The organism is Actinocatenispora thailandica (genome assembly GCF_016865425.1).
Taxonomy (GTDB): Bacteria; Actinomycetota; Actinomycetes; order Mycobacteriales; family Micromonosporaceae; genus Actinocatenispora; species Actinocatenispora thailandica.
Window position 1 is genome coordinate 396,342 of record NZ_AP023355.1, and the last position, 24,479, is coordinate 420,820.

Genomic DNA, 24,479 nt, shown 5'->3' on the forward strand with positions numbered 1-24,479 from the left:
CGGCGGGCGCCGGCAGGTGAGTTTCACCTCTTGGTTACGGCGTCGTAGGCTACTAACCGGTAGCATCGTTGGATGACCGCCACGACGCTCGGCGCCAGCGCCGCGAAGGATCCGTACGCAAGGCCGCGGATGCGCGGCTGGCTGCATGCCTACGCCGTCGGCGTCGCCGCCATCTGCGGGGTCGTCCTCTGCTCGGTGGCGGCGACCCGCCCGGGCTGGCTCGCGTTCGCCAGCTGCCTGGTCTACTCGGTGACCATCTGCGGGCTGTTCGGCACCAGCGCGCTCTACCACCGGCACGTGTGGGGGCCGCGCGGCTACGCGGTGATGAAGCGGCTCGACCACTCGATGATCTTCCTGTTCATCGCCGGCACGTACACGCCGTTCAGCCTGCTGTTGATGCCCCGGCACACCGCGCTGATCGTGCTGTCGGTGGTGTGGGGCGGCGCGCTGCTCGGGGTGGCGCTCAAGATGGCCTGGCCGCGGGCGCCGCGCTGGCTGTCGGTCCCGCTGTACATCGCGCTCGGCTGGGTGGCCGCGTTCGTGTTCCCGGACATCGTGCACGGCGGTGGCTGGGCGCCGTTCGCACTGCTGCTCGCCGGCGGCGTGGTGTACAGCCTGGGCGCGCTCTGCTACGCGCTCAAGCGGCCGAACCCGTGGCCGCGCACGTTCGGCCATCACGAGTTCTTCCACGCCGCGACGCTGATCGCCGCCGCCTGCCACCACGTCGCCGTCTACTTCGCGGTGCTCGCCTAGCGGTGTACGGCGGGAGAACGGGCGGGGACACCGGTGCGCGGCGCCGGCAGCGGTCTTTCGGTGCTGGCCGACATCGGTTAGCGTCCCGGCGTGCAACCCAACCAGCTGCCGCCGCAGGCCGGCGCCGTCCTCAACATCACGACCACGAAGCCGGTCCTCGCCTGGATGATGGCGTTCACGCCGCCCCGGGTGAGCCTGAACGGCCAGGAGATCAAGCTCCGCTGGGGCCAGAACCAGGTGCCGGTCCAGCCGGGCCGCTACGACATGCAGATGTACGTCCCGTACCTGTGGCGCATCGGCCAGGCGGGGATGCCCGTCGACGTGTACCCGGGCGCCCAGGTACCGGTGTTCTACGCCGCACCGTGGTGGGCCTACATGGGCGGCGCCATCGGGCACCAGCCGGTGGAGTCGCCCGGCAAGACCGTCGCGATCACGATCAACGTGGTGGCGCTGGTACTGCTGTTGCTGATCGTCGTCTGCAGTTGCGGCGGCGTGTTGACGTCCAACTGACCGGGTCGTCCGGGGTCGGGTGTCGGCTGTGAGCGCGGACACCCGACCCCGGTTTGACGCCCGGATCCGCCATCGCGTAACTTTCTCTCTGCCCGCGGGGCACCGGACGAAACCGAGCCGCCGAGGCGGCCGGGTTGGACGGCTCGCGGGACATCCCAAGGTAAGGACGATCTGATCGGCCTGCCTGGGGTGCGCTGACCGAGTCGGTCGCGGAGGTTCCGCCCGAGGGTTACGACCCCGGTGGCAGCCCCCGGGAGCGGCCAGGTAAGCTTGGACGAGCAGGGCGCCGGACACGGCAGCCGAGCAAAGTCTCCAGGAGAAATCGACCGGGAGATTTCGCGCGGCAAAATGGCCGGCCTGCAAATCCTTCTCTTGGAAATTCAGAGCCATTCGGCGCTGAGCGACCAAGGGTGCCCGAAAAGATCCGCCGGGGCCGAATTTGACCGCGGAAGATCGGCCGGGTAAGCTAAACGAGCAAGACGGAAACGGCAACAAAACAAAGCCTCTGAGGCGGATGGCGAAAGCCGGAAGATTCAGATGTGCGTTTGTTTCTTGAGAACTCAACAGGGTGTTGAAAAGCCAGTGCATTATGTTTTGCCCCGTTGCCATGGCTGACCGTTGGTTGGTTGTGGTGGGGTTCCTTTGATGCAGTTCGCCTGGCTCCTTCGTTGGTGGAGGGGTTGGGTGTGTTGCTGGGATTTTCTTCAAGTTTTTGGTGGAGAGTTTGATCCTGGCTCAGGACGAACGCTGGCGGCGTGCTTAACACATGCAAGTCGAGCGGAAAGGCCCTTTCGGGGGTACTCGAGCGGCGAACGGGTGAGTAACACGTGAGTAACCTGCCTTCAGCTTCGGGATAACCCCGGGAAACCGGGGCTAATACCGGGTATTCATGTCGTCTCGCATGGGATGATGTGGAAAGGGTTTACCGGCTGGGGATGGACTCGCGGCCTATCAGCTTGTTGGTGGGGTAGTGGCCTACCAAGGCGACGACGGGTAGCCGGCCTGAGAGGGCGACCGGCCACACTGGGACTGAGACACGGCCCAGACTCCTACGGGAGGCAGCAGTGGGGAATATTGCGCAATGGGCGGAAGCCTGACGCAGCGACGCCGCGTGGGGGATGACGGCCTTCGGGTTGTAAACCTCTTTCAGCAGGGACGAAGCGAAAGTGACGGTACCTGCAGAAGAAGCTCCGGCTAACTACGTGCCAGCAGCCGCGGTAAGACGTAGGGGGCGAGCGTTGTCCGGATTTATTGGGCGTAAAGAGCTCGTAGGTGGCTTGTCGCGTCGGTTGTGAAAACCTGCAGCTTAACTGTGGGCGTGCAGCCGATACGGGCGGGCTAGAGGCAGGTAGGGGAGAGTGGAACTCCTGGTGTAGCGGTGAAATGCGCAGATATCAGGAAGAACACCGGTGGCGAAGGCGGCTCTCTGGACCTGTTCTGACGCTGAGGAGCGAAAGCATGGGGAGCGAACAGGATTAGATACCCTGGTAGTCCATGCCGTAAACGTTGGGCGCTAGGTGTGGGGACCACTCCACGGTTTCCGTGCCGTAGCTAACGCATTAAGCGCCCCGCCTGGGGAGTACGGCCGCAAGGCTAAAACTCAAAGGAATTGACGGGGGCCCGCACAAGCGGCGGAGCATGCGGATTAATTCGATGCGACGCGAAGAACCTTACCTGGGTTTGACATCGCCGGAAATCCTGCAGAGATGTGGGGTCCTTCGGGGCCGGTGACAGGTGGTGCATGGCTGTCGTCAGCTCGTGTCGTGAGATGTTGGGTTAAGTCCCGCAACGAGCGCAACCCTTGTCCGATGTTACCAGCGGGTTATGCCGGGGACTCATCGGAGACTGCCGGGGTCAACTCGGAGGAAGGTGGGGATGACGTCAAGTCATCATGCCCCTTAAGTCCAGGGCTTCACGCATGCTACAATGGCCGGTACAGAGGGCTGCGATACCGCGAGGTGGAGCGAATCCCTTAAAGCCGGTCTCAGTTCGGATTGCAGTCTGCAACTCGACTGCATGAAGTCGGAGTCGCTAGTAATCGCAGATCAGCAACGCTGCGGTGAATACGTTCCCGGGCCTTGTACACACCGCCCGTCACGTCACGAAAGTCGGTAACACCCGAAGCCGGTGGCCTAACCCCTTGTGGGAGGGAGCTGTCGAAGGTGGGACTGGCGATTGGGACGAAGTCGTAACAAGGTAGCCGTACCGGAAGGTGCGGCTGGATCACCTCCTTTCTAAGGAGCGTCTGGCAGCTGAAAGGTTGTCCAGGGCCAGGCAGGAGCGGATGTCTTCTGTTGGTTGCTCAGTGGTGGAGTGCTGGCTAGTTCTGTTCTGGCGACGGTTCGCGTGGTTAGTACTGTCATCTGCCTGTGGGTGGGTGGTTCAGGAAGGGGCGTGGATGCGGCTGGGATGGTCGACACCCTGTTGGGTCCTGAAGGAACAAACTGTTGTTTGTTTTTTCGGGTTGGTTGCAGGTCCTGCATGGCCAATATACCGCTTCTGATGGTGCCGGGTTGTCTGGTGTTGTTGGGGGGTTTGGTGTTGGTGTGGTGTGTGGGGTTTCTGCCCGTTGTTTGAGAACTACACAGTGGACGCGAGCATCTTTGTGGTCAAGTGTTTAAGGGCGCATGGTGGATGCCTTGGCACCAGGAGCCGATGAAGGACGTGGGAGGCTGCGATATGCCTGGGGGAGTTGTCAACCGAGCTGTGATCCCAGGATTTCCGAATGGGGGAACCCAGCACCAGTCATGTGGTGTTACCCGCGCTTGAATATATAGGGCGTGTGGAGGTAACGCGGGGAAGTGAAACATCTCAGTACCCGTAGGAAGAGAAAACAATAGTGATTCCGTGAGTAGTGGCGAGCGAAAGCGGATGAGCCTAAACCGAGCGCATGTGATAGCCGGCGGGCGTTGTGTGTTCGGGGTTGTGGGGCTTGCTGTGATCCTCCCGCTGGGGGTCGGGCAGTGAGAAAGTCGTGTGCTAGCTGAAGGGTCTGGAAAGGCCTGCCGTAGAGGGTGAGAGTCCTGTAGGCGAAAGTGCGCGGCCTGTCTATGTGAGTTCCCGAGTAGCGGCGGACCCCGGAAATCTGCCGTGAATCTGCCAGGACCACCTGGTAAGGCTAAATACTCCCTGGTGACCGATAGCGGACTAGTACCGTGAGGGAAAGGTGAAAAGTACCCCGGGAGGGGAGTGAAAGAGTACCTGAAACCATGTGCCTACAATCCGTCAGGGCTGCACCGTTGGGTGTGGTGATGGCGTGCCTTTTGAAGAATGAGCCTGCGAGTTAGTGGTGCGTGGCGAGGTTAACCTGTGTGGGGGAGCCGTAGCGAAAGCGAGTCCGATAAGGGCGTTGAGTCGCGTGTCCTAGACCCGAAGCGGGGTGATCTACCCATGGGCAGGCTGAAGCGCGGGTAAGACCGTGTGGAGGGCCGAACCCACCAGGGTTGAAAACCTGGGGGATGACCTGTGGGTAGGGGTGAAAGGCCAATCAAACTCCGTGATAGCTGGTTCTCCCCGAAATGCATATAGGTGCAGCGTCGCGTGTTTCTTGCCGGAGGTAGAGCACTGGATGGCCTAGGGGGCTTACCAGCTTACTGAAGTCAGCCAAACTCCGAATGCCGGTAAGTGAGAGCGCGGCAGTGAGACGGCGGGGGATAAGCTTCGTCGTCGAGAGGGAAACAGCCCAGATCACCAGCTAAGGCCCCTAAGCGTGTGCTAAGTGGAAAAGGATGTGGGGTTGCCGAGACAACCAGGAGGTTGGCTTAGAAGCAGCCATCCTTGAAAGAGTGCGTAATAGCTCACTGGTCAAGTGATTCCGCGCCGACAATGTAGCGGGGCTCAAGCACACCGCCGAAGCTGTGGCATTCACATGTGTATCTGGCTCGACTCTTTGTGGGTTGGGTCTAGGTGTGTGGATGGGTAGGGGAGCGTCGTGCCACGGGTGAAGCAGCCGGGTGACCGAGTTGTGGACGTGGTGCGAGTGAGAATGCAGGCATGAGTAGCGATAGCAGGGTGAGAAACCCTGCCGCCGGATGTCCAAGGGTTCCAGGGTCAAGCTTTTCTGCCCTGGGTAAGTCGGGGCCTAAGGCGAGGCCGTGAGGCGTAGTCGATGGATAACGGGTTGATATTCCCGTACCCGCGTAGAAGCGTCCCTGATGAAACTTTCTGTGCTAACCCGTGATGTTGGTTGAGGTCTTCGGATCGAGGCTGGTGGATCGGGGATCCTGGTTGGGAGTAGTCAAGCGATGGGGTGACGTAGGAGGGTAGCTGAGCCCGGCCGGTGGTTGTGCCGGGGTAAGCGTGTAGGGCGTGGTGTAGGTAAATCCGCATCGCATGTGCCTGAGACGTGAAGCCGAGCCGATTTTGGTGAAGTCAGTGATCCCATGCTACCGAGAAAAGCCTCTAGCGAGCTTCGAGCGGCCCGTACCCTAAACCGACACAGGTGGACAGGTAGAGAATACCGAGGCGTTCGGGTGAACTGTGGTTAAGGAACTCGGCAAATTGCCCCCGTAACTTTGGGAGAAGGGGGGCCGGACGCGTGAACACCCTTGCGGTGGGAGCGTGGTATGGCCGCAGAGACCAGGGGAAAGCGACTGTTTACTAAAAACACAGGTCCGTGCGAAGTTGTAAGACGATGTATACGGACTGACGCCTGCCCGGTGCTGGAACGTTAAGGGGACCGGTTAGTTGCGTTTCGGCGTGGCGAAGCTGAGAACTTAAGCGCCAGTAAACGGCGGTGGTAACTATAACCATCCTAAGGTAGCGAAATTCCTTGTCGGGTAAGTTCCGACCTGCACGAATGGCGTAACGACTTTCCCGCTGTCTCAACCACAGGCCCGGCGAAATTGCATTACGAGTAAAGATGCTCGTTACGCGCGGCAGGACGGAAAGACCCCGGGACCTTTACTATAGCTTGGTATTGGTGTTCGGTTCGGCTTGTGTAGGATAGGTGGGAGCCGTTGAGTCCTCGACGCTAGTTGGGGCGGAGGCAATCTTGAAATACCACTCTGGTCGTACTGGATGTCTAACCTCGGGCCATGATCTGGTTCAGGGACAGTGCCTGGTGGGTAGTTTAACTGGGGCGGTTGCCTCCTAAAGGGTAACGGAGGCGCCCAAAGGTCCGCTCAGCCTGGTTGGCAATCAGGTGGTGAGTGTAAGTGTAGAAGCGGGCTTGACTGTGAGACTGACGGGTCGAGCAGGGACGAAAGTCGGGACTAGTGATCCGGCACTTGCGAGTGGAAGCGGTGTCGCTCATCGGATAAAAGGTACCCCGGGGATAACAGGCTGATCTTCCCCAAGAGTCCATATCGACGGGATGGTTTGGCACCTCGATGTCGGCTCGTCGCATCCTGGGGCTGGAGTAGGTCCCAAGGGTTGGGCTGTTCGCCCATTAAAGCGGTACGCGAGCTGGGTTTAGAACGTCGTGAGACAGTTCGGTCCCTATCCGCCGCGCGCGTTGCAGATTTGAGAAGGGCTGTCCCTAGTACGAGAGGACCGGGACGGACGAACCTCTGGTGTGCCAGTTGTCCTGCCAGGGGCACGGCTGGTTGGCTACGTTCGGAAGGGATAACCGCTGAAAGCATCTAAGCGGGAAGCCTGCTTCAAGATGAGGTCTGCTGCCCCGGAGACGGGGGTAAGGCCCCCAGGAGATGACTGGGTTGATAGGCCGGAGGTGTAAGCGCGGTAACGTGTTGAGCTGACCGGTACTAATAGGCCGAGGGCTTGACTACAAGGTTGTGTGCGTCCACTGTGTAGTTCTGGAACCACGGTCAGAGTGCCCCGTTTTGGTGTGGGGTGTGTGGCTGGCTGGTTTGAGAGATGTTTCGGTGGTTGTAGCGTGAGGGAAACGCCCGGTCCCATTCCGAACCCGGTAGCTAAGCCTTACAGCGCCGATGGTACTGCACTCGGGAGGGTGTGGGAGAGTAGGTCGCCGCCGAAGCTCACGTGAAGTCGGGCTGGAAGATCTTAGGGTCTTCCAGCCCGACTTTTTTGTGCCCTCGGCTGCTTTCCCGGTCATGCGGTATTGCGAGGGCTACGAATCGGTCCGCGCCGGATCGTCCCGCTGCACCAGGCCGGTGGGAGACGCTGCGCAGCACGGCAGTCCTGCCGGCACGGCGATCCACCGGGGGACGGGTCCGCGGCCCGGCATCTCCCGACTCATCTCCGCTCCCGGATCGGGTGCGTCCGGCGACGTTCGCACCCTGGATCCGGGTGTCACTGAAACCTCAGCGGGCCCCGCTCCCGACCGTTCTTCGGATGCTCCGGATGTGTCGAGTTCCCTGGACCGGGCACGCGGGACGCGGTACCGCGCGGGGCGTACTGCTTCCGGAGCGCGATGCTTCGGGAGCGACGGTGCCCTGGGAACCGGCGACGCTTCGTCAGGCGCGGCACGTCCGGAGCGCGATGCTCTGGGAACCGGCGACGCTTCGTCAGGCGCGGCACGTCCAGAACGCGATGCTTCGAGAACGAGGGTGCCCCGGGAACCGGCGACGATTCGGGAAGCGCGGCACGTCAGGGATCGACGATGCTCCGGCACCCGCCGCGGCCGGGAGGCCCGGCGCCGGGTGCTCGGATCGCGGACGCAGAACGGCGGGTCGATCGGGATGTGATCCCAGATCGACCCGCCGTTCGCGTTTCGGGGCCCGGTTTCGACGAGTTCGACGGTGGCGGTTCAGGCCGCGCGGCGGCGCCGACTCAGGATGAGGGCAGCTGCCCCCGCGCCCAGCAGCGCCAGCGCGGCCACCACCAGGATGGTGAGGCTCGCGCCGGTGACGGGCAGCGTGGCGCCGGTGTTCTTGGTGTTGGTGACTGCCTCGACGGTGCTCGGCGACGCGCTCGGGGACTGGGAGCTCGGCGGCGTCGACTCCGATGCGCAGGCTGTTTCCGGAGCGCTCTCGCGGGTCTGCGACTCGTAGCCGCCGGACGAGGCGGTGGGGCAGGCGCTGGGGCTCTCGCTCGGCTCCGCAGCGGCGCTCGCCTTGCAGTCGCCGCTGGCGCCCGCGCCGACGCCCAGCACGCCCACGCCGTTGCCGCAGACGTTCACGGGCGCCTGGACGGGAGCGTGCACCTGGCTGCCGTTGCCGATGCCGTTGTTGCCGGCGGAGCCGGTGTCCGCGAATGCCGCGGTCGGTAAGGCGAGCGTGAGCCCGGCGGCCGCCACGGCGCCGGCGACGGCAAGTCTTGCTGTGACGCGCATGTGTGTCCCTTCGATGTCGAAGACAAGGTGTACGCGCGTGTGCACGTACAGGTGACTTCCCCTCGCCGGGACAACGCGTCACCGGAACCCTAGACACGGGATGTTCGGTTACGACCTCGAAGCGTGACGGTACTCACCGTCGATCTGCCGGCGATGCCCGAAATGGCGGCGTCGACGCAGGTCCGGGCGTACTCGGCGATGCCTAACTGGATGCCTACGGCGCCGGGTTGCAGGCCCGGTACGGCCCGCCGGCAGCGACGCACGGCGCACCGTCCTGCGAGCACCGGACGCCCCGTCCGGTGCGCCACGGTGCCGGTGCGGAGGGATCGGCGCCAGCAGCGCCGCGGCCGTGGAACGTGGTCTCAGCGAGACGGCGCCTCGGTGGGCAGGCCGGCCGCCTTCAGCACCTTCTTGCGGATCCGCTTGGACAGCCGGTCGACGTAGACCGTGCCGTCCAGGTGGTCGGTCTCGTGCTGGAAGCACCGCGCCAGCATGCCGGTCCCGTCGTACCGGACGGGCTCTCCCGTCATCGTGACACCGGTGACCGACGCCAGGGCGGGGCGGGCCAGGTCGGCGTGCTCGCCCGGTACGGACAGGCAGCCCTCGCTGTCGTCGTCCAGCTCCCGCGGCAGGTCGGGCAGCACCAGCGTCGGGTTGACCACGTGGCCGACCTGGTTGACGTCGTCGGCGTCCGGGCAGTCGAACACGAAGACGCGGGCGTCCACCCCGATCTGGTTGGCGGCGAGGCCGACCCCGTCCGCCTCGTACATGCTGGCGAACATGTCGTCGATCAGGGCGCGCAGGCCGTCGTCGAACTCGGTGACCGGCCGGCAGGGCCGGTGCAGCACCGGAGTGCCGTAGACGACGATCGGCCGCGCGATGCCGGTGCTGCCCATCTCACCTCGAAACGCCATACCAACAGGATCGAGCCGATCCTAGCGGCGCGGTACGAGCGGCCCACCGGGGCCGGGCGCCGCCGAAGGCCATCGACGCGGCAGGGCCGCCCCGGGATGCCCGGGACGGCCCTGTGCGGTACGGGTGGGTGTCAGTGGTGCCGGTGGTGCCCACCGCCGTGGCCGCGGTGCGACCCGCTGGCGACGGCCCTGAGGTAGCTGGTGCCGTTCGGCGACCCGACGCCGGTCACGTTGTCGTAGCCCGGCGCGGTGAACAGCGACGAGTCACGGTCGAACGTGACGAGCGACGAGCCGGTCGGTGTGGCCACCGCGACCGGCGTGCGCTGTGGCGCGACGTCGCGGAAGGAGCCCGCCTTCAGCTGGTACATCAGCGGGTTGGCGAAGCCGATCGGGGTGCTGCGGCCCTGGCTGGCATCCGCCTGGATGCCGGCGAACAGCGGGCAGGCCAGGCTGGTGCCACCCCAGGTCTGCAGGGTGTACTCGCCGTCGATGGTGCGGCCGACCGCCATCCCGGTGTACGGGTCGGCGAGCGCGGCGACGTCCGGGACGACCCGGGCCGGCGCCCCGCCGTACTGCTGGGAGAGGCTGGTCGGGACGACGCCCTGCTGGTACGCCGGCTGGTCGAACAGGGTGCTGGTGCCGCCGCCGGCGCCGCCGTAGAACTCACCGGGCGGGGCCTGCGAGTACGCGGCGGGGTCCTGGCTGTAGTCGACCACCGCGCGGGTGGAGCCCCAGCCGGTCTCGAAGCCGTAGCTGCTGTCGCTGCCGACCGCGAGGCTGGTGCCGCCGACCGCGGTGACGTACGGGTCGGAGGCCGGGTAGTCGGGCTGCGCCGACGGGGTGTTGCCCGCGGTGACCTCGTCGCCGCTGTCACCGGAGGAGAAGTACATGCCGATGCCCTCGGCCGCGGCCTGCACGAAGATCGTGTGCTCGGCGGCGATGGCGCTGGCCGGGATGTCCTCGCCCAGGTTGCCCCAGGAGTCGGAGACGATGTCGGCCTGGTGGTTCTGGACGATCCAGTTGAGCGCGGCGTCCAGGCCGGTGTCGCAGTTCTTGGCCCCGACGTACTTGATGCTCGCGCCCGGCGCCATGGCGTGCGCCGCCTCGACGTCGATGGCCTCCTCGCCGTTCCAGCCGTCCTCGCCGCCGCACTCGCCCTGCATGTCGAACGGCTTGAAGACCTTCTCGGAGTACTGGCCCTTGGCGTAGTGGCCCTGGCCGTTGTCCACCGCGTACTGATCGGCGTCGGCCTGCATGGTCGGCGAGGCGTACGCGTCGACGATGGCGATCGTGGTGCCGGCGCCGTTGGTACCGGTGGCGATCGCCTTCTTCACGCCGTACGCGGTCTGCAGCTGGTCGGTGCCGTAGCCGCAGATGTAGGTCGGGAACTCGGTGCGCCCGTACGCCTGCGGCATGGTCTGGTTGTGCTCGCCCCAGAAGTTCGAGCACTGGGCCGGGGCCGGTGCCGCCTTCGGGGCGGCGCTGCGGGTCTTCGCGGCGCTGCTGTTGCTGACCACCTTGTGGTGGAACGGCGTGCGCAGCGGGCCGGTCTGGGCCAGGCCGTTGACCGACAGCACCAGGTTGCCGACGTTCGCCGGCAGGGTCGCCTGCTTGCCCGGCGCCCGGAGCTTGTGGCCGCGGTAGGAGTACGTGTGCAGATCGGCGCCGAACGCCTTGTTCAGCTCGGCGACGGTGCCGCTGGCGCTGACGTACCGGTTGCCCTGGCCGACGCCGTCCACGGTGAGGCCCTGCTGGCGCAGGAAGTTGCGCACCGTGCGGACGCTGTCGGCGGTCGGCGCGTAGCGCGCGTTGAACTGCTTGGCCGTCAGGTACTTGCCGTACTGCTTGGAGCCCGGGGTGGACACCTGGTTGGCGAACCGCTCGGCGCTCGCGGTGTGCCGCAGCTTCAGGAAGACCTGGACGTCGACGCGCTGGCTGGAGCTGGGATTGCCGGCGCGGTTGGCTGGGGTGGCCCATGCCGGTGTGCTGCCCGACACCGCTTGTCGGGTTGGTGCGGCCTGCGCTGCGCTCGCAGCGAACGGCAACGCAAGAGCGCTGACGCCCACCGCGAGAGCGGCGCGTCGGATGAGGGTGTGCCGCATGTGTCTCCTTTCCTGCACTGGACAGGGACGAACGGAACGGTGGCGGATGACCGGTGGCAACAGCCGTCCAGGGACCCACGCACGGTGACTCGTTCGATTCCCCGAAGTATCAGATCGGTGGCCGACATAGGTTGTCAAGGGAAGTTTTACCCATGTCCGGCAACAGATTCGGCACGACACTCCATTGACGACCGTCGAATCTTCCGATGATTCCGCATTGTCCACCCAGCGGGTTGGTATCGCGGCAAACCGCCCGACGCGATCGCGTCGGCGGTTCCGGTCGCGCCGGGTCGGATTGCACGCGGGCGTGACACTGCCGGAACCGGGCATCCCGGCCGGCCGTGGCGTGCCGCGAATCAGCCGACCGGTGCCGCTCGGGTACTGCGGGCGCGGTGTTCTGCGGCGACCGGCGTGAGGGCGATGGCCAGTACCGGGAAGATCGCCGCGGACAGGAACCCGACGGAGTAGTTGGAGGCGCCGACGATCAGCCCGAGCAGCGGCGGGGTGAGCGAGGAGATCACGTTCTGGCCGGTGTTCTGGATGCCCAGGGCGCGGCCGGACCAGGACAGCCCGGCCAGTTCCGCGGTCGCGGTGAAGGCGAGCCCGTTGTCGGCCACGGTGATCACCGAACCGGCCGCGATCGCCAGCACGGCGAGCCACGGTGCCACCGCGTCGCCGAGCGCGAAGGCGAGCATCACGGCGGCGCTCGCGACGGCCAACTGGCGCATCGGTCGCAGCCGGCTGCCGACCCGGTCCGACCAGTAGCCGGTGCCGATCCGGCCCAGCGCGCCGAGGACCTGTGCCGCGGCGAGGAAGGCGCCGGCGGTCAGCGCCGCCCAGTGCCGCCGGCCGACGAGGTACTCCATGGCCAGCGCGGCGATCGCGAACTGCGGCAGGACCAGCAGCGCGCTCGCGCCGTGCAGCCGCCACAGCGTCCCGCCGCGGTACGGGTTGCCGGTGCGCGTCGTGCCGTCGGTGTCGGGCCGCGCCGGGTCGGCGGCGAGCAGCAGCACCAGTACCGCGGCGGCCAGACAGAGTGCGGCCGGCAGCAGCAGCGCGGTGCGGAAGCCTGCGTGGGCCGCGAGGCCGGGCAGGGTGAGCGCGGCGATGCCGACTCCGAGCGGTTGGGCGGTCTGCCGGATGCCCATCGCCACGCCGCGCTCGTCGCGGGCGAACCAACCCATCACCATCCGGCCGCTGGCGGCGTTGACCGAGGCGGCCGCCGCGCCGGCGAGGCCCAGTACCACGACGAAGCCGGTGAGGCCCGGCACCGCGAGCGCCGCGACGGCGACGAGGATCGCGGCCAGGGCCAGGCCGACCGCCATGACCAGCCGCTCGCCGTACCGGTCGGCGGCGGCGCCCCAGGCGATGAGGGTGGCGAGCAGGCCGATGGTGGGGCCGGCGACGACCAGGCCGGCGCCGGCGAGGTCGAGGTGCTCGTCGGCGCGGAGGGCCGGCACGAGCGCGGGCAGGCCGTACAGGAAGGCGCAGGAAGCTGCTTGCGCGAACACTCCGACCGCCAGTACCAGCCAACGGCGTCGATCGCCGGCCGCCATCTCGTCTCCCAAGATATGAGATCAGTGTCTTATATCTTGAACACTAAGCGGCCGGGTGCGGCACGCGCAACCGAGGTTCCACACCCTGGGAGTCCACTGTGGACGACGAAGCGCCCGGCCGCGGTGCGGCCGGGCGCTCCCGGTGCCAGCTGCGCCGGCCGGCGGTCGTCAGCCGTTGAGGTTGGTGAGGAACTTGCCCACCAGCGGAGCGGCCACCGCCTGCTCGTTGGTACCGCCACCCTCGACGAACGCGGCGAACGCGATGTCGCCCTGCCAGCCGGTGAACCAGGAATGGCTCGGCGGTTCGGCGCCGGAGCCGTACTCGGCGGTCCCGGTCTTGCCGTACACCGGCCCGCCCGGTACGGACTGCAGCACCGTCGCGGTGCCGTCGGTGACCACCGAGCGCATCATCGACTTGAGCGCTGCCAGGTCCTTGGCCGGCAGCTGCGGGCCGGCCTTCGCCGGGTGGTACGCCGGCGAGGTGACGAGAGTCGGCTGGGTCCAGTGACCGCGGGCCACCGCGGCGCTGATGCCGGCCATCGCGATCGGGCTGACCGTGGTCTTGCCCTGCCCGAAGGCGGCGGCCGCCCGGTCGACCGCGGTCTTGGCCGGTGGCACCGAGCCGCTGTTGACGTCCGGGCCGAGCTGCCATTTCGCGCCGATGCCGAGCGCGGCGGCCTGCTTGGTCAGGGTGTCCGGGCCGAGCTTGCCGGACAGCCCGACGAACGCGGTGTTGCAGGACTGCGCGAAGTCGGTGCGGAACGGCACCTTGCCCAGCTGGTAGTTGTTCTCGTTGTGGAACTTGCGGCCGGACACCGTCGCGTACTCCGGACAGTCCACTGTGGAGTCCGGGGTGACCCCGGCGGCCAGGTAGGACAGCGCGGTCACCACCTTGAACGTCGACCCCGGCGGTACCGAGGCGGTCAGCGCGAGATCGTCCGAGCCGCCGTCCGGCCCGTTCGCGACGGCGAGCACCTTGCCGGTGGAGATCCGGATCGCGACCAGCGCGGTGCGGTGCTTGGTCTGGGTGCCGAGCGCGTCGTCGGCCGCCTGCTGCACCTTCGGGTCCAGCGTCGTCGCCACCGGCTTGCCGGCGACCGGCTTGCCGCGGTACAGCGCCTGCTTGCTGCCGCTGACGGTCACGGTGACGCCGGCGCCGCCGGCGAGCCGCTGCTCGTACTGCGCCTGCAGGCCGGACTGGCCGGCGGTGTCGCCGATCTGGTAGCGGCCCGGGTGCTTGTCCATCATCTCCTTCGTCACCGGGCCGACGGTGCCGAGCAGCGCCCGGGCGAAGGTGCGGCTCGGCGCGAGCGGCAGGCTGCCGTCCCGGAAGACGGTGCCGGGCAGGTCGTGGATCTTCGACTTGACCTTCTCGTAGTCGGCCTTGCGCAACGTCACGACGTCCAGGAACGCGGTCGGCGCCGCGTCCTTGACCCGCTTCGGCAGGTCGGACAGGTCGAGGTCGAGCGCGTCGCCGAGCTGCTTCGCGAGCGCGGCGGCGTCGTCGACCCGGTTGGGCTGCACGCCGACGTACACCACCGGCCGGTTGGTCACCATCGGCTGCCCGGAACCGTCCATGATGGACGCTCGGGGGCCCTGTTCGCTGGTCAGCACCAGATGCCCGTCGCCGGTCAGCTTCGGGTGCACGGTCGCGCCGTCCCAGGCGATCCGCCAGTCGCCGTCGGTCTTGGCCAGGTGCACGGTGGTGGTGTAACGCCAGTCGTGCCCGCCGAGCGGCCAGGACACCCGGACCGGTGCGCTGGCCTTGGCACCGTCGACCTGGACCGAACCGGCGGACAGCGTCGGGTGCACGTCGGCGAGGTCGCCGGCCACCTTGCGGTACGCCGAGGCCACCTGGGCGCCGCTGCCCTTGGCGTACGACGCCTTCTGCAGGGCGCCGGCGTGCCAGTCGGTCAGGAACGCGGACAGTGCCCTGCTCGCGTCGTCCCGATCCGAGCTGCAGGCGGCCAGTCCGCACGCTGTCACCAGCACCGCACCGGATGCAACGAGTCGCCTGGCCATCGCACCGAATCGCATCGCCACTCCCCACCTGTCGACCGCTTCGCCGACGGTACCGGTCGGGCCGCGGCGAGCCCGGCGCGCCCGCCCGGCCGAATGCGGCGTTACCAGGCGAGTTCGGGCAGCCGGGGCGGGGGCGCGGGGGAGGTGTGGGTCACGGCACGACGGTGACCGGCCACCGGCTGGCCCGCACCAGCCGGCCGGCGAGCGAACCGATGAGCTTGTGGCCGGCCTGCATCGAGGCGCCGACCACGACCGCGTCGGCCTGCTCGTCGTCGGCCACGCGGACCAGCTCGGTGTACGGGTCGCCCCGCCGCACCTGGAGGCTCGCCGCCACGCCGCGGGCGTTCACCAGGTCCACCACGTCGTGCTGCAACTCGTCGGCGACCTGCCCGTACGCCTCCGTCAGCGGGCCGACGTAGCCGGCGGCGAAGCCCGGCACGGTGGGGTAGCCCACGACGTAGACGAAGATCAGTCGGGAGCCCTGCCGGCGGGCCAGCCCGGTCGCGTACGCCGCGGCCCGCAGCGAGGTGGGGGATCCGTCGACGCCGACCACCATCACCCGCGGTCCGTCGGTGCCGAGCTCATAGCGCGATTGTTCGTCCACGTCCCGAGTATCGCCGGAGGCGATAGACATTCACCATACCGGCGTATCTATATCTTGCCGAACTATCCGGCAAAAGGGATACTTTCCACGCCCTTCATCGAATCGCATCAATTGGTGCGGGGCGCAGCGGGTGCGGCGAGACGGCGCCGCACCCACGGATCCCTGGGAGGCATCCATGAGGCCCACGAGGACCTCGTTCCGAGTCGCCGCGGTCGCGGCGGCCGCCCTGCTCGCCACGGGCGCCGTCGCCACCACCGCGGCGCAGGCCGCACCCAAGACGCCGGACCGGGCCGCGGTCGCCGCACTGGTCGACCGGCTCGGCACGCACACCGCGGGCAGCTATCTCGACCACGGCACCCAGATCGTCACGGTGACCGACGAGGCCAGCGCGGCGACGGTGCGCTCCGCCGGGCTGACCCCGAAGGTGGTCCGGTACTCCGCGGCGCACCTGCACTCCATCACCACCGAACTCGGCCGGAAGGCGACGATCCCCGGTACCGCGTGGGCGATCGATCCGCGCAACGACCGGGTCAACGTCACCGCCGACAGCACGGTCGGCCGCGCCGACCTGGCCAGGGTCCGCCAGGTCGCCGGCCGGTACGGCGCCGCCGCGCACGTGCGGGTGGTGTCCGGCACGTTCAGTACCAGGATCGCCGGCGGGGACGCCATCTACGGCGGCGGCTACCGCTGCTCGCTGGGCTTCAACGTCACCGACGGCAGCACCGCGTACTTCCTGACCGCCGGCCACTGCGGCAACGTGGCCGACACCTGGTACTCCGACTCCGGCTCCAGCCAGGAGATCGGCACCACCCAGGACAGCCAGTTCCCGGGCAACGACTTCTCGATCGTCAAGTACGTCGGCGGGGTGTCGCACCCGAGCACGGTCGACCTGTACGGCGGCAGCCAGCAGATCACCGGCGCGGCCAATGCCCAGGTCGGTGAGTCGGTGCGGCGCTCCGGGTCCACCACCGGGGTGCACGGCGGGTCCGTGACCGGACTCGACGCGACGGTGAACTACCAGGAGGGTACGGTCAGCGGGCTGATCGACACGAACGTGTGCGCCGAGGGCGGCGACAGCGGCGGCCCGCTGTTCGACGGCAGTACCGCGCTGGGGCTCACCTCCGGCGGCAGCGGCGACTGCTCGTCGGGCGGCGAGACGTTCTTCCAGCCGGTGACCGAACCGCTCAGCACCTACAACGTGCACATCGGCTGAGCCGGCAGGTACGGCACGGTTCGCGCGGCGCGTCGGGACGCCCCCGGCGCGCCGCGGTCGCTACAGGCGCCGGGCGAGGGCGAAGTCGCGGAACCGGGCGGCGGCCGGGGACAGCGGCCGGTCGGCCGGCCAGACCAGGCCGATCGAGCGCGTCGCCTGCGGCGTGACCGGCACCTCCACCAGGCCGCGCGGCGGCCGAGGCACCGACGGCGGCAGTACCGCGAGGCCCAGCCCGGCCGCGACCAGCCCGCGGATCGTGTCCACCTCCTCGCCGACACAGCTGAGCCGGGGCGTGAAACCGGCCGCCGCGCACAGCTCGTCGGTGATCCGGCGCAGCCCGTACCCGGGTTTGAGGCCGACGAACTCCTCGCCGCGCAGCTCGGCGAGCCGCACCCGGCGCCGGTCGGCGAGCCGATGGCCCACCGGTACCGCCACGACCAGTCGTTGCCGCAGCAGCAGCGCGGTGGCGAGCCGCTCACCGGGTTCGGGCAGCGGGCCGGTGAGGGCGAGATCGACCTCGCCGTCGAGCACCCGGCGCACCATCTCGGCGTGCCCGGCCTGCTGCAACGCGAACCGCACCCGCGGATGGTGCCGGCGGAACTCGCGCAGCAGCTCGGGCACCTGCACGCCGCCCATCGTGTGCAGGAACGCGAAGACCACCCGGCCGCTGTCCGGGTCGTGTTCCTCGACGGCGCGGCGGATGCCGGTCTCCAGCGCGGTGAGCGCGGCGCCGGCCGCCTCGGCGAGTTCCCGGCCCGACCGGGTCAGTCGCACCCGGCGGCCGGTGCGCGCGAGCACCGGCACCTCCAGCGTCTCGGCCAGCTCGGCGAGCCAGCGGCTCACGGTCGGCTGCGGTACGCCCAGCGCCTGCGCGACGTGCGTCACGTGCTCGTCGGCCGCGACGGCGCGCAGCACGGCGAGGCGCGGTGCGAGGTGCCGCACCGCGGCGGCGATCGTCTCCTCCTCGGCCATCTGCATCATCCATCCATGAATCGATCTGGTCCGACTACCGTATTGGACGAATCGATGCACTCACCGTAGCGTCGGAGCGTGAGTGTTTCGGCCACCCTCCCCGCGGTCGCGCACCGGCGCGGCAGCCCCGGCTTCCGCCGCATCACGCTGGCGTTGTTCGCCGCCGGCCTGGCCACGTTCACCCTGCTGTACTGCGCGCAGGCGGTGCTGCCGCAACTCGCCCAGTCGTACCGGCTGACACCGGCCACCGCGAGCCTCGCCGTCTCGGTGGCCACCGGTGGGCTGGCGGTCTCGATCATCCCGCTGTCCGCGCTGTCCAACGTGACCGGCCGGATCCCGATGATGACCGTCGCGCTGCTCGCCGCCGGGGTGCTGGGCCTCGCCGCCGCCTTCGCGCCGTCGTTCGAGATTCTGCTGGCGTTGCGGGCGGTGCAGGGCATCGCGCTCGGTGGTCTGCAGGCGGTCGCGATGACCTACCTCGCCGAGGAGGTCGACCACGGTGCGCTCGGCTTCGCGACCGGGCTGTACGTGGCGGGCAACGGGATCGGCGGGATGGCCGGCCGGTTGCTCGCCTCGCTGCTCGCCGATCTCGGCGGCTGGCGCCTGGCACTGGGCGCGATCGGCGTGCTCGGACTCGTCTGTACCGTGCTGTTCCGCCTGTCGATCCCGGCCTCGCGCCGGTTCGTGCCGGAACCGTTGGCGCCGCGCCGGCTCGCCGCCGCCGTCGGTCGCGCGTTCACCGACGGTGGGCTGATCCGGCTCTATGCGGTCGGTTTCCTGTTGATGGGCTGCTTCGTCACCGTCTACAACTTCCTCGGCTTCCGGCTGCTCGCTGCGCCGTTTCGGCTGTCCGCCACCCTGGTCGGCCTGATCTTCGTGGTCTACCTCGCCGGGTCCTCCTCGTCGGCGACGGCCGGCCGGCTCGCGGACCGGTTCGGCCGGCCGAGGGTGTTCTGGATCACCGCGGTGGTCACGTTGGTCGGTCTGGCCGTCACGCTGTCCGGCCGGCTCGCCCTGGTGATCATCGGCCTGGTGCTGGTGACGGCCGGCTTCTTCGCCGGCCATTCGGTCGCGAGCGGCTGGGCCGGCGCGCGCGGCCGAGCCGTCGATGCCCAGGGAGCGGCCGTATACCTGCTCTGCTACTACCTCGGCAGCAGCGTCGGTGGCTCGCTCGGCGGCGTCGCCTACGGGTACGGGAAGTGGCCCGCGACGGTCGCCTACGGCGCGGCGCTGGTCGCCGGTGCGCTGCTGATCGGGCTCACCCTGCGTCGAGGTGTACCTGCCCTGCGTCGCCGGATCCTGAGCGTTGCCGGTGAACATCGATGACGGCCTTTGCATCGCCCGCGGCAGAGGGCACCATGGTTCCGTGATGATCGGAATCGTTCCCCAACCGGGCCAGACCGTCCAGCTTTCCGGTGACGCGTCGCCCCAGTTCCGCGAGCAACCCCTCCGCCTCTTGATCACCGAACCCCCGCTTCCGTCCACTGTGGACGCCGCTCAGGGCAAGCCGGCCGAGCGGGCCAGCTGGCTGCTGCTCACCGGCTGGGAGCTCGGCCCCCGCGGTCAGCGGGTCGTGCAACGCACCGTGTCGGTCCGCACCGCCGGTGTCGCCCTCGACCAGACCGCTCCGCTCAGCCGCCGCTAGGGTCCTCGAAGCCGGCTCGACCGGACTCCGGCTCGCGCGAGCGCAGCCTCGAGGCATCCTGGGCCAGCTCGCGCATCCGGCGGCCGGCCGCAGTCTCGGCCGGCACCGTCGGCTGTCGCCGCCGTCACGGGGGAACGGCGGTCGCCCCGGGCCCTTCTCGGAACGCGTCCCGCGATGGCGCGGCCCCCTCACTGCCGCCCCCGCCCGGAACGTCGGCGCCGGGAACGGCAGCGCCCGACCGGCAGTGCTGAACCGGCAGTGCTGATCGACAGCGCCGGGAACGGCAGCGCCCGACCGGCAGCGTCAGCCGGCAGTGCTGGAACCGCAGTGCTGGAACGGCAGTGCTGGACCGCGATGCCAGAACGACGGCGCCGAGCGGTGCTGCCGGAACGATCGGTCAGCCGCGCCGGTCGGCGGCCGAACCGGGCAGCCGGATCGCCATCGTCGGCGCCTCCGCCATCACCGGTGCGTCGTCCGCGCCACTCGCGTCCGGTCGCCGGTCGGCCCGGCACAGCTGGACGCCCTCGTGCAGCTCGACCACGTCCCAGTCGCCGAGCCGGCGCTGCTGGCCGCGGTGCAGCGTGATCGTCTCCGGTACCGCGTCCGGGCCGGACCGGGTGTGCACGGTCGTCCCGTTCGTGCTGGTGTCGGTGACGACCAGGGCGCCGTCCAGCAGCTCCAGCCGGACGTGGCTGCGACTGACCCAGTGCACCGCCTCGTCGTCGAGCAGCTCGCCGAGCCGGATCCCGCCTGGCCCCTCCGGGGAGCGGCCGACCACCACCGGGGCGCCGGACGCCACCGGGAACCGGCCGCGGTCCTCGCCGCGGATCCAGATCGTCACCGAGGTCGCCTGCTGGCGCGGGCCGCCGTCGTGCATCGGCACGCCGTGCCGCGGGCAGACCGCCCGGCCGGACCGGACCCGCGGTGGCGGCTGCGCCGGGCCGGGGGTGCCGTACAGCACGCAACCCGGTTCCGGACACCGCCAGTACCGGCCGAGCACGGCCTGGGTGGCCGGATCCAGCGTCGGGCGCGGCATCGTCGGCGCCGCGCCGGGGCGGGTCATCAGCGCCGCGCCGCCGACCCCCGGTACCGGGATCAGGAACGGTGCGCCGGCCGCCCACGGGTGCCGGCCGGCGAACCGGGCGAAGTCGTCCCGGCTGACCACCGGCAGCCCGGTGTAGGCGGACAGCTCCAGCAGCCGGTCGTCCACCTCCGGCAACGCCTCCACCAGGCCGTCGTCGGCCCAGCGACGCAGCACCATCTTCTCGTTCGAGGTCAGTTCCAGGTCGGTGATCAGCGCCCGGTCGACCACCACGTAGACCTTGGCGCCGGGTTCGCCGAGATGCGTTCCGAGCGCGTCGATGACCAGCCCGAGCCGCAGCAGGTGCGCCGGCCGGCCGCCGTCGAGTTCGACCTGGCGCACGATCGGTGCCAGATCCACGATGGCGCGAGCGGCACCCGGGTCGGTGCACAGCCGTCGCTCGATCGAGTCCAAGACGCGGGTCACCTCGAAGCGCACCGTTCCTCCTCTGCTCGTGAGGGTCCATCATCGCCTACCGGGCCGGAGCTGTCGCGTTCGTCGGTGCTCGGCCGTGGCCACGTTCACCGGGCGTACCGGCACCGCGCCGGGCGGTGTCGGCGGTCGCCGCGGCCGTCGTAGGCAGGTCGAGATGCCGGCGGTCGCCGAGATGCCGGGTGGCCGGGCGGCGAGCCGGGCGGCCGGCGGGTCGGAGCCGGCCGGCGAGCCGGGCGGCCGGGTCGGAGCGGGCCGGCGAGCCGAGCGGCCGGCGGGTCGCAGCGGCCCGCCGGCCGGTGGTCAGAGCAGCGCGAGCAGTTCGTCGAGCTCGTCTGCGGCGGGCTGCCAGTCGCCGGCGGCGGCGTTCGCCCGTACCTGCTCCGGGGTGGTCGCGCCGGCGATCACCGACCCGCACGTCGGCAGCGCGGCGAGGCCGCCGATGGCGATCTCCAGCAGGCTGCGGTCGTGCTTGTCGCCCCAGGAGACGAGCGCTTCCACGGTGTCCAGTCGCTCCTCGGTGACCAGATGCGAACGCTCCGCGATGCGGCTGCCGGCCGGCAGCTCCCGGCCGCGCCGCACCTTGCCGGTGAGCAGCCCGTTCGCGAGCGGGAAGTACGGCAGGACGCCGACGCCGTAGTGTTCGGCCGCCGGTACCAGCTCGCGCTCGATGTCGCGGTCCAGCAGCGACCACTGGTTCTGCGCCGAGACGAACGGTGCGTACCCGCCTGCGGCGGCGACGTGCGCCGCCTCCGCCAGCTGCCAGCCGGTGAGGTTCGAATGCCCGACATAGCGGACCTTGCCCTCGTTGACCAGCTCGGTGAGTGCGGCGAGCGTCTCCTCGATCGGCGTCTCCGGGTCCGGCGTGTGCAGCTGGTAGAGGTCGATGTGGTCGGTGCGCAGCCGGCGCAGTGACGCCTCGACGGCGCGCCGGATGTAGGCCCGGCCGCCCTTCGCGCCGGCGGCCGGGCCGTAGCCCATGTCGGCGCCCTGGTGGCCGAACTTGGTGGCGAGCACCACCCGGTCGCGGCGGTGTTGCAGCACCTCGCCGAGCAGCCGCTCGGAGGCGCCGCCCCCGCCGTACATGTCGGCCGTGTCGAGCAGCGTGATGCCGGCGTCCAGCGCCGCGTCCACCACCGCCCGGGTACCGGCGAGATCGAGCTTGCGTCCGAAGTTGTTGCAGCCCAGCCCGACGACGGAAACCCGCAGGCCGGAGTTGCCCAGAGACCGATAGCGCATGTACCGACCCTAGAACTCCGACCTGCGGGTCCGCAGCACGGTGTGCGGGTGTCCCACCCCGTGCGCGGGTGGCTCAGGCGGCCCGGAGGGCGTCCACCAGCCGGACCCGGGCACCGGTGCGCAGCACCGCGTTGCGGTAGACCCGGCCGGCGAGCGCGACCAGCCCCACCACCAGCACCAGCGACAGCACCACCGACAGCACGATCTCCCACGGTGCGGCCACCCCGAGCGAGATCCGCATCGGCATGATCATCGGCGAGAACAGCGGGATCAGCGACAGCACCCGGCCGGCCATCCCGTCCGGGTTCGCCGGGATCAGTGACCAGCCGATCACCGCCGGTACCACGATCATCATGATCACCGGGGTGACGACGGCGTTGGCGTCCTCCTGCCGGGACACCAGCGCGCCGGCCGCGGCGAGCATCACCGCATACATCGCGAAGCCGATCACGTACCAGACGATCGCCCACACCGCGGCCCCGGTGAGCAGCGACGCGGGGATGCTCAGTACCCCGGTGGCCAGGCCGAGGCCGGCGCCGACCACGGCGAAGATCACCATCTGGATCAGCCCGACCACCGCGATGCCGAGCACCTTGCCGGCCATCAACTGCCAGGGCCGGACCGTGGCCAGCAGCAACTCGACGACCCGGCTGGACTTCTCCTCGATCACGCCCTGCGCGACCGCCTGGCCGTTGATCATCAGCGACATGTAGATGAGGATGACCGCGATGATGCCGAGCACGATCCGCTCGACCTGGTAGCCGCCGACCGGTTCGAGCCGCTGCACCGGCAGCTTCGCGGTGGCCATCGCGTGCCGCACCGCGCTCGGATCACCCTTCAGCGCGACGATCTGCTGCGTCAGCGCCTCGTGCTGCGCCAGCACGGTGAAGGTGTTGCCCAGCCCGGACGGCAGGTTCTTCTTCACCACCACCGTCGGCGCGTCGGCGGTGCCGACCAGCAGCGCGTCCAGTTTGCCGTCGGCGACCTGCCTGCGCCCGGCCCGCTCGTCGACGGTACGGACGTCCACCTTCTGGCCGGTCGCCTTGGCGGCGTTGCCGAGCGGCGTCGCGAGTGTCGAGGTCTGGCCGGTGAGCCCGACCGTCGCGCTGGACGTGCTGTTCCCGATGAAGTTCATCAGGACCAGGTAGCCGCAGATGAACACGACGATGATGACCGTGCTGACCAGGAACGACTTGGCTCGCAACCGGGTGGCCAGCTCGCGCCGCGCGATCAGCCGCACCCCACCGATGGCGCTCAAGGCGCCCGGCCCGTCGTACTGTGGGTCGCTCACGATGCGGCCTCCTCGGTGGTCGGTGCGGAGACGACGTTGCGGAACAGTTCGGTCAGCGCCGGTCGCTGCCGGGCGAACTCGTGCACCGGGCCGGTGGCCAGCGCCGCCGCGAGTACCGCCTGGTCGTCCGCGCCGGTCGCGAGCGACAGCGTGGTCCGGCCGTTGCGGTGGTCGACGACCGTCACGCCGGGCAGCCCGTCGGCCCACCCGGCCGGCGCGTCCGGGGCGAGCACCGACAGGTGGGCGGTGCCGGTGTCACGCAGCTCGTCGACCGGCCCGCAGGCCACCATCTGTCCACTTCGGACTATGCCGACCCGGTCGCAGAGCCGTTCGACCAGATCCAACTGGTGGCTGGAGAACACCACCGGGATGCCCTGCTCCGCCTTGCGCCGCAACACGTCGCTCATCACGTCGACCGCGACCGGGTCGAGCCCGGAGAACGGTTCGTCCAGCACCAGGATGCGCGGATCGTGCACCAGCGCGGCGGCCAGCTGCACCCGCTGCTGGTTGCCCAAGCTCAGCTTCTGCACCTCGTCGCCGAACCGGCCGGCGACGCCGAGCTCCTCGGCCCACTGCCGCGCCGCTGCCTGTGCCACCGGCCGCCGCATGCCGTGCAGTTCGGCGAGGTAGGTCAGCTGCTCGCCGACCTTCATCTTCGGGTACAGCCCGCGTTCCTCCGGCATGTACCCGATGCGGCGCCGGGTCTCCGCGGTGATCGGCTCGGAGTCCCACCGGACCTCGCCGGAGTCGGCCGCGAGCACCCCGAGCACGATGCGCATCGTGGTGGTCTTGCCGGCACCGTTGCTGCCGACGAAGCCGAACAGCTCGCCGGCCCGTACGTCGAAGGTCATGTCCTGCAAGGCAACCACGTCGCCGTAGCGCTTGGAGACCGCGTCGATCGTGAGGCGCGCGTCTGCCACTGTCTGCTCCCCCTTCTGCTCCCGGTGGCC

16 protein-coding genes and 3 rRNA genes are annotated in these 24,479 nt (G+C 69.0%); 8 read left to right on the top strand and 11 right to left on the bottom strand.

The features are described 5' to 3' along the window. Positions 1-72: 72 nt before the first annotated feature. From trhA to rrf, 5 genes are all read left to right on the top strand, one after another. A complete protein-coding gene (gene trhA / locus Athai_RS01840) occupies positions 73-753 on the top strand; it encodes a PAQR family membrane homeostasis protein TrhA (protein ID WP_239156657.1) in 681 nt (226 codons plus the stop codon). Between the two features lie 90 nt (positions 754-843). After that, the gene (locus Athai_RS01845) at positions 844-1,263 is read left to right on the top strand and encodes a hypothetical protein (RefSeq protein ID WP_203959851.1); all 420 of its coding nucleotides are present in this window, start codon (positions 844-846) and stop codon (positions 1,261-1,263) included. A gap of 712 nt (positions 1,264-1,975) precedes the next feature. Further along, a 16S ribosomal RNA gene (locus tag Athai_RS01850) occupies positions 1,976-3,497 on the top strand. Positions 3,498-3,870: 373 nt separating this feature from the next. After that, positions 3,871-6,992 (top strand): 23S ribosomal RNA (locus Athai_RS01855). Between the two features lie 92 nt (positions 6,993-7,084). Next, positions 7,085-7,201 (top strand): 5S ribosomal RNA (rrf, locus tag Athai_RS01860). Together the 16S, 23S and 5S rRNA genes form the textbook arrangement of a ribosomal RNA operon. 732 nt (positions 7,202-7,933) lie before the next feature. Here rrf and Athai_RS01865 read toward each other — a convergent pair. From Athai_RS01865 to Athai_RS01890, 6 genes are all read right to left on the bottom strand, one after another. Beyond that, positions 7,934-8,458: a chaplin family protein gene (locus Athai_RS01865; RefSeq protein WP_203959852.1), complete on the bottom strand. Its 525-nt coding sequence runs from the start codon at positions 8,456-8,458 to the stop codon at positions 7,934-7,936. Positions 8,459-8,820: 362 nt separating this feature from the next. Beyond that, positions 8,821-9,372, bottom strand: a complete 552-nt coding sequence (def, locus tag Athai_RS01870; protein ID WP_203959853.1) for a peptide deformylase — start codon at positions 9,370-9,372, stop codon at positions 8,821-8,823. A 131-nt stretch (positions 9,373-9,503) separates the two neighbouring features. Further along, entirely contained in the window at positions 9,504-11,474 is a 1,971-nt protein-coding gene (locus Athai_RS01875) for a S53 family peptidase (RefSeq protein WP_203959854.1), read from the bottom strand. Positions 11,475-11,830: 356 nt separating this feature from the next. Then, positions 11,831-13,030, bottom strand: a complete 1,200-nt coding sequence (locus Athai_RS01880; protein WP_203959855.1) for an MFS transporter — start codon at positions 13,028-13,030, stop codon at positions 11,831-11,833. A gap of 168 nt (positions 13,031-13,198) precedes the next feature. Next, complete coding sequence (locus tag Athai_RS01885; protein WP_203959856.1) at positions 13,199-15,022, bottom strand: penicillin-binding transpeptidase domain-containing protein; 1,824 nt, start codon at positions 15,020-15,022, stop codon at positions 13,199-13,201. A 181-nt stretch (positions 15,023-15,203) separates the two neighbouring features. Further along, the gene (locus tag Athai_RS01890) at positions 15,204-15,686 is read right to left on the bottom strand and encodes a universal stress protein (protein ID WP_203959857.1); all 483 of its coding nucleotides are present in this window, start codon (positions 15,684-15,686) and stop codon (positions 15,204-15,206) included. A gap of 145 nt (positions 15,687-15,831) precedes the next feature. Between Athai_RS01890 and Athai_RS01895 the strand changes: the two genes are divergently transcribed. Next, positions 15,832-16,869, top strand: coding sequence for a S1 family peptidase (locus tag Athai_RS01895; protein WP_203959858.1), 1,038 nt, complete (start codon positions 15,832-15,834; stop codon positions 16,867-16,869). 60 nt (positions 16,870-16,929) lie between these two features. On the opposite strand, the gene Athai_RS01900 is transcribed toward Athai_RS01895, so the two are convergent. Continuing rightward, positions 16,930-17,847 (bottom strand): LysR family transcriptional regulator, encoded by a 918-nt coding sequence (locus Athai_RS01900; RefSeq protein ID WP_203959859.1) that lies wholly within the window; start codon positions 17,845-17,847, stop codon positions 16,930-16,932. A gap of 72 nt (positions 17,848-17,919) precedes the next feature. On the opposite strand from Athai_RS01900, the gene Athai_RS01905 reads away from it, so the two are divergent. Both Athai_RS01905 and Athai_RS01910 read left to right on the top strand, forming a co-directional pair. Continuing rightward, positions 17,920-19,167 (top strand): MFS transporter, encoded by a 1,248-nt coding sequence (locus Athai_RS01905; RefSeq protein ID WP_203959860.1) that lies wholly within the window; start codon positions 17,920-17,922, stop codon positions 19,165-19,167. A gap of 43 nt (positions 19,168-19,210) precedes the next feature. Further along, entirely contained in the window at positions 19,211-19,486 is a 276-nt protein-coding gene (locus tag Athai_RS01910; RefSeq protein WP_203959861.1) for a hypothetical protein, read from the top strand. A gap of 397 nt (positions 19,487-19,883) precedes the next feature. On the opposite strand, the gene Athai_RS01915 is transcribed toward Athai_RS01910, so the two are convergent. From Athai_RS01915 to Athai_RS01930, 4 genes are all read right to left on the bottom strand, one after another. Beyond that, positions 19,884-21,005, bottom strand: coding sequence for an FHA domain-containing protein (locus Athai_RS01915; protein ID WP_203959862.1), 1,122 nt, complete (start codon positions 21,003-21,005; stop codon positions 19,884-19,886). A 297-nt stretch (positions 21,006-21,302) separates the two neighbouring features. Continuing rightward, positions 21,303-22,238 (bottom strand): aldo/keto reductase, encoded by a 936-nt coding sequence (locus Athai_RS01920; RefSeq protein WP_203959863.1) that lies wholly within the window; start codon positions 22,236-22,238, stop codon positions 21,303-21,305. 73 nt (positions 22,239-22,311) lie between these two features. Continuing rightward, the gene (locus tag Athai_RS01925; RefSeq protein WP_203959864.1) at positions 22,312-23,529 is read right to left on the bottom strand and encodes an ABC transporter permease; all 1,218 of its coding nucleotides are present in this window, start codon (positions 23,527-23,529) and stop codon (positions 22,312-22,314) included. Next, entirely contained in the window at positions 23,526-24,380 is an 855-nt protein-coding gene (locus tag Athai_RS01930) for an ABC transporter ATP-binding protein (RefSeq protein ID WP_203965272.1), read from the bottom strand. Before Athai_RS01930 ends, Athai_RS01925 begins: the two co-directional genes overlap by 4 nt. Positions 24,381-24,479 lie beyond the last annotated feature (99 nt).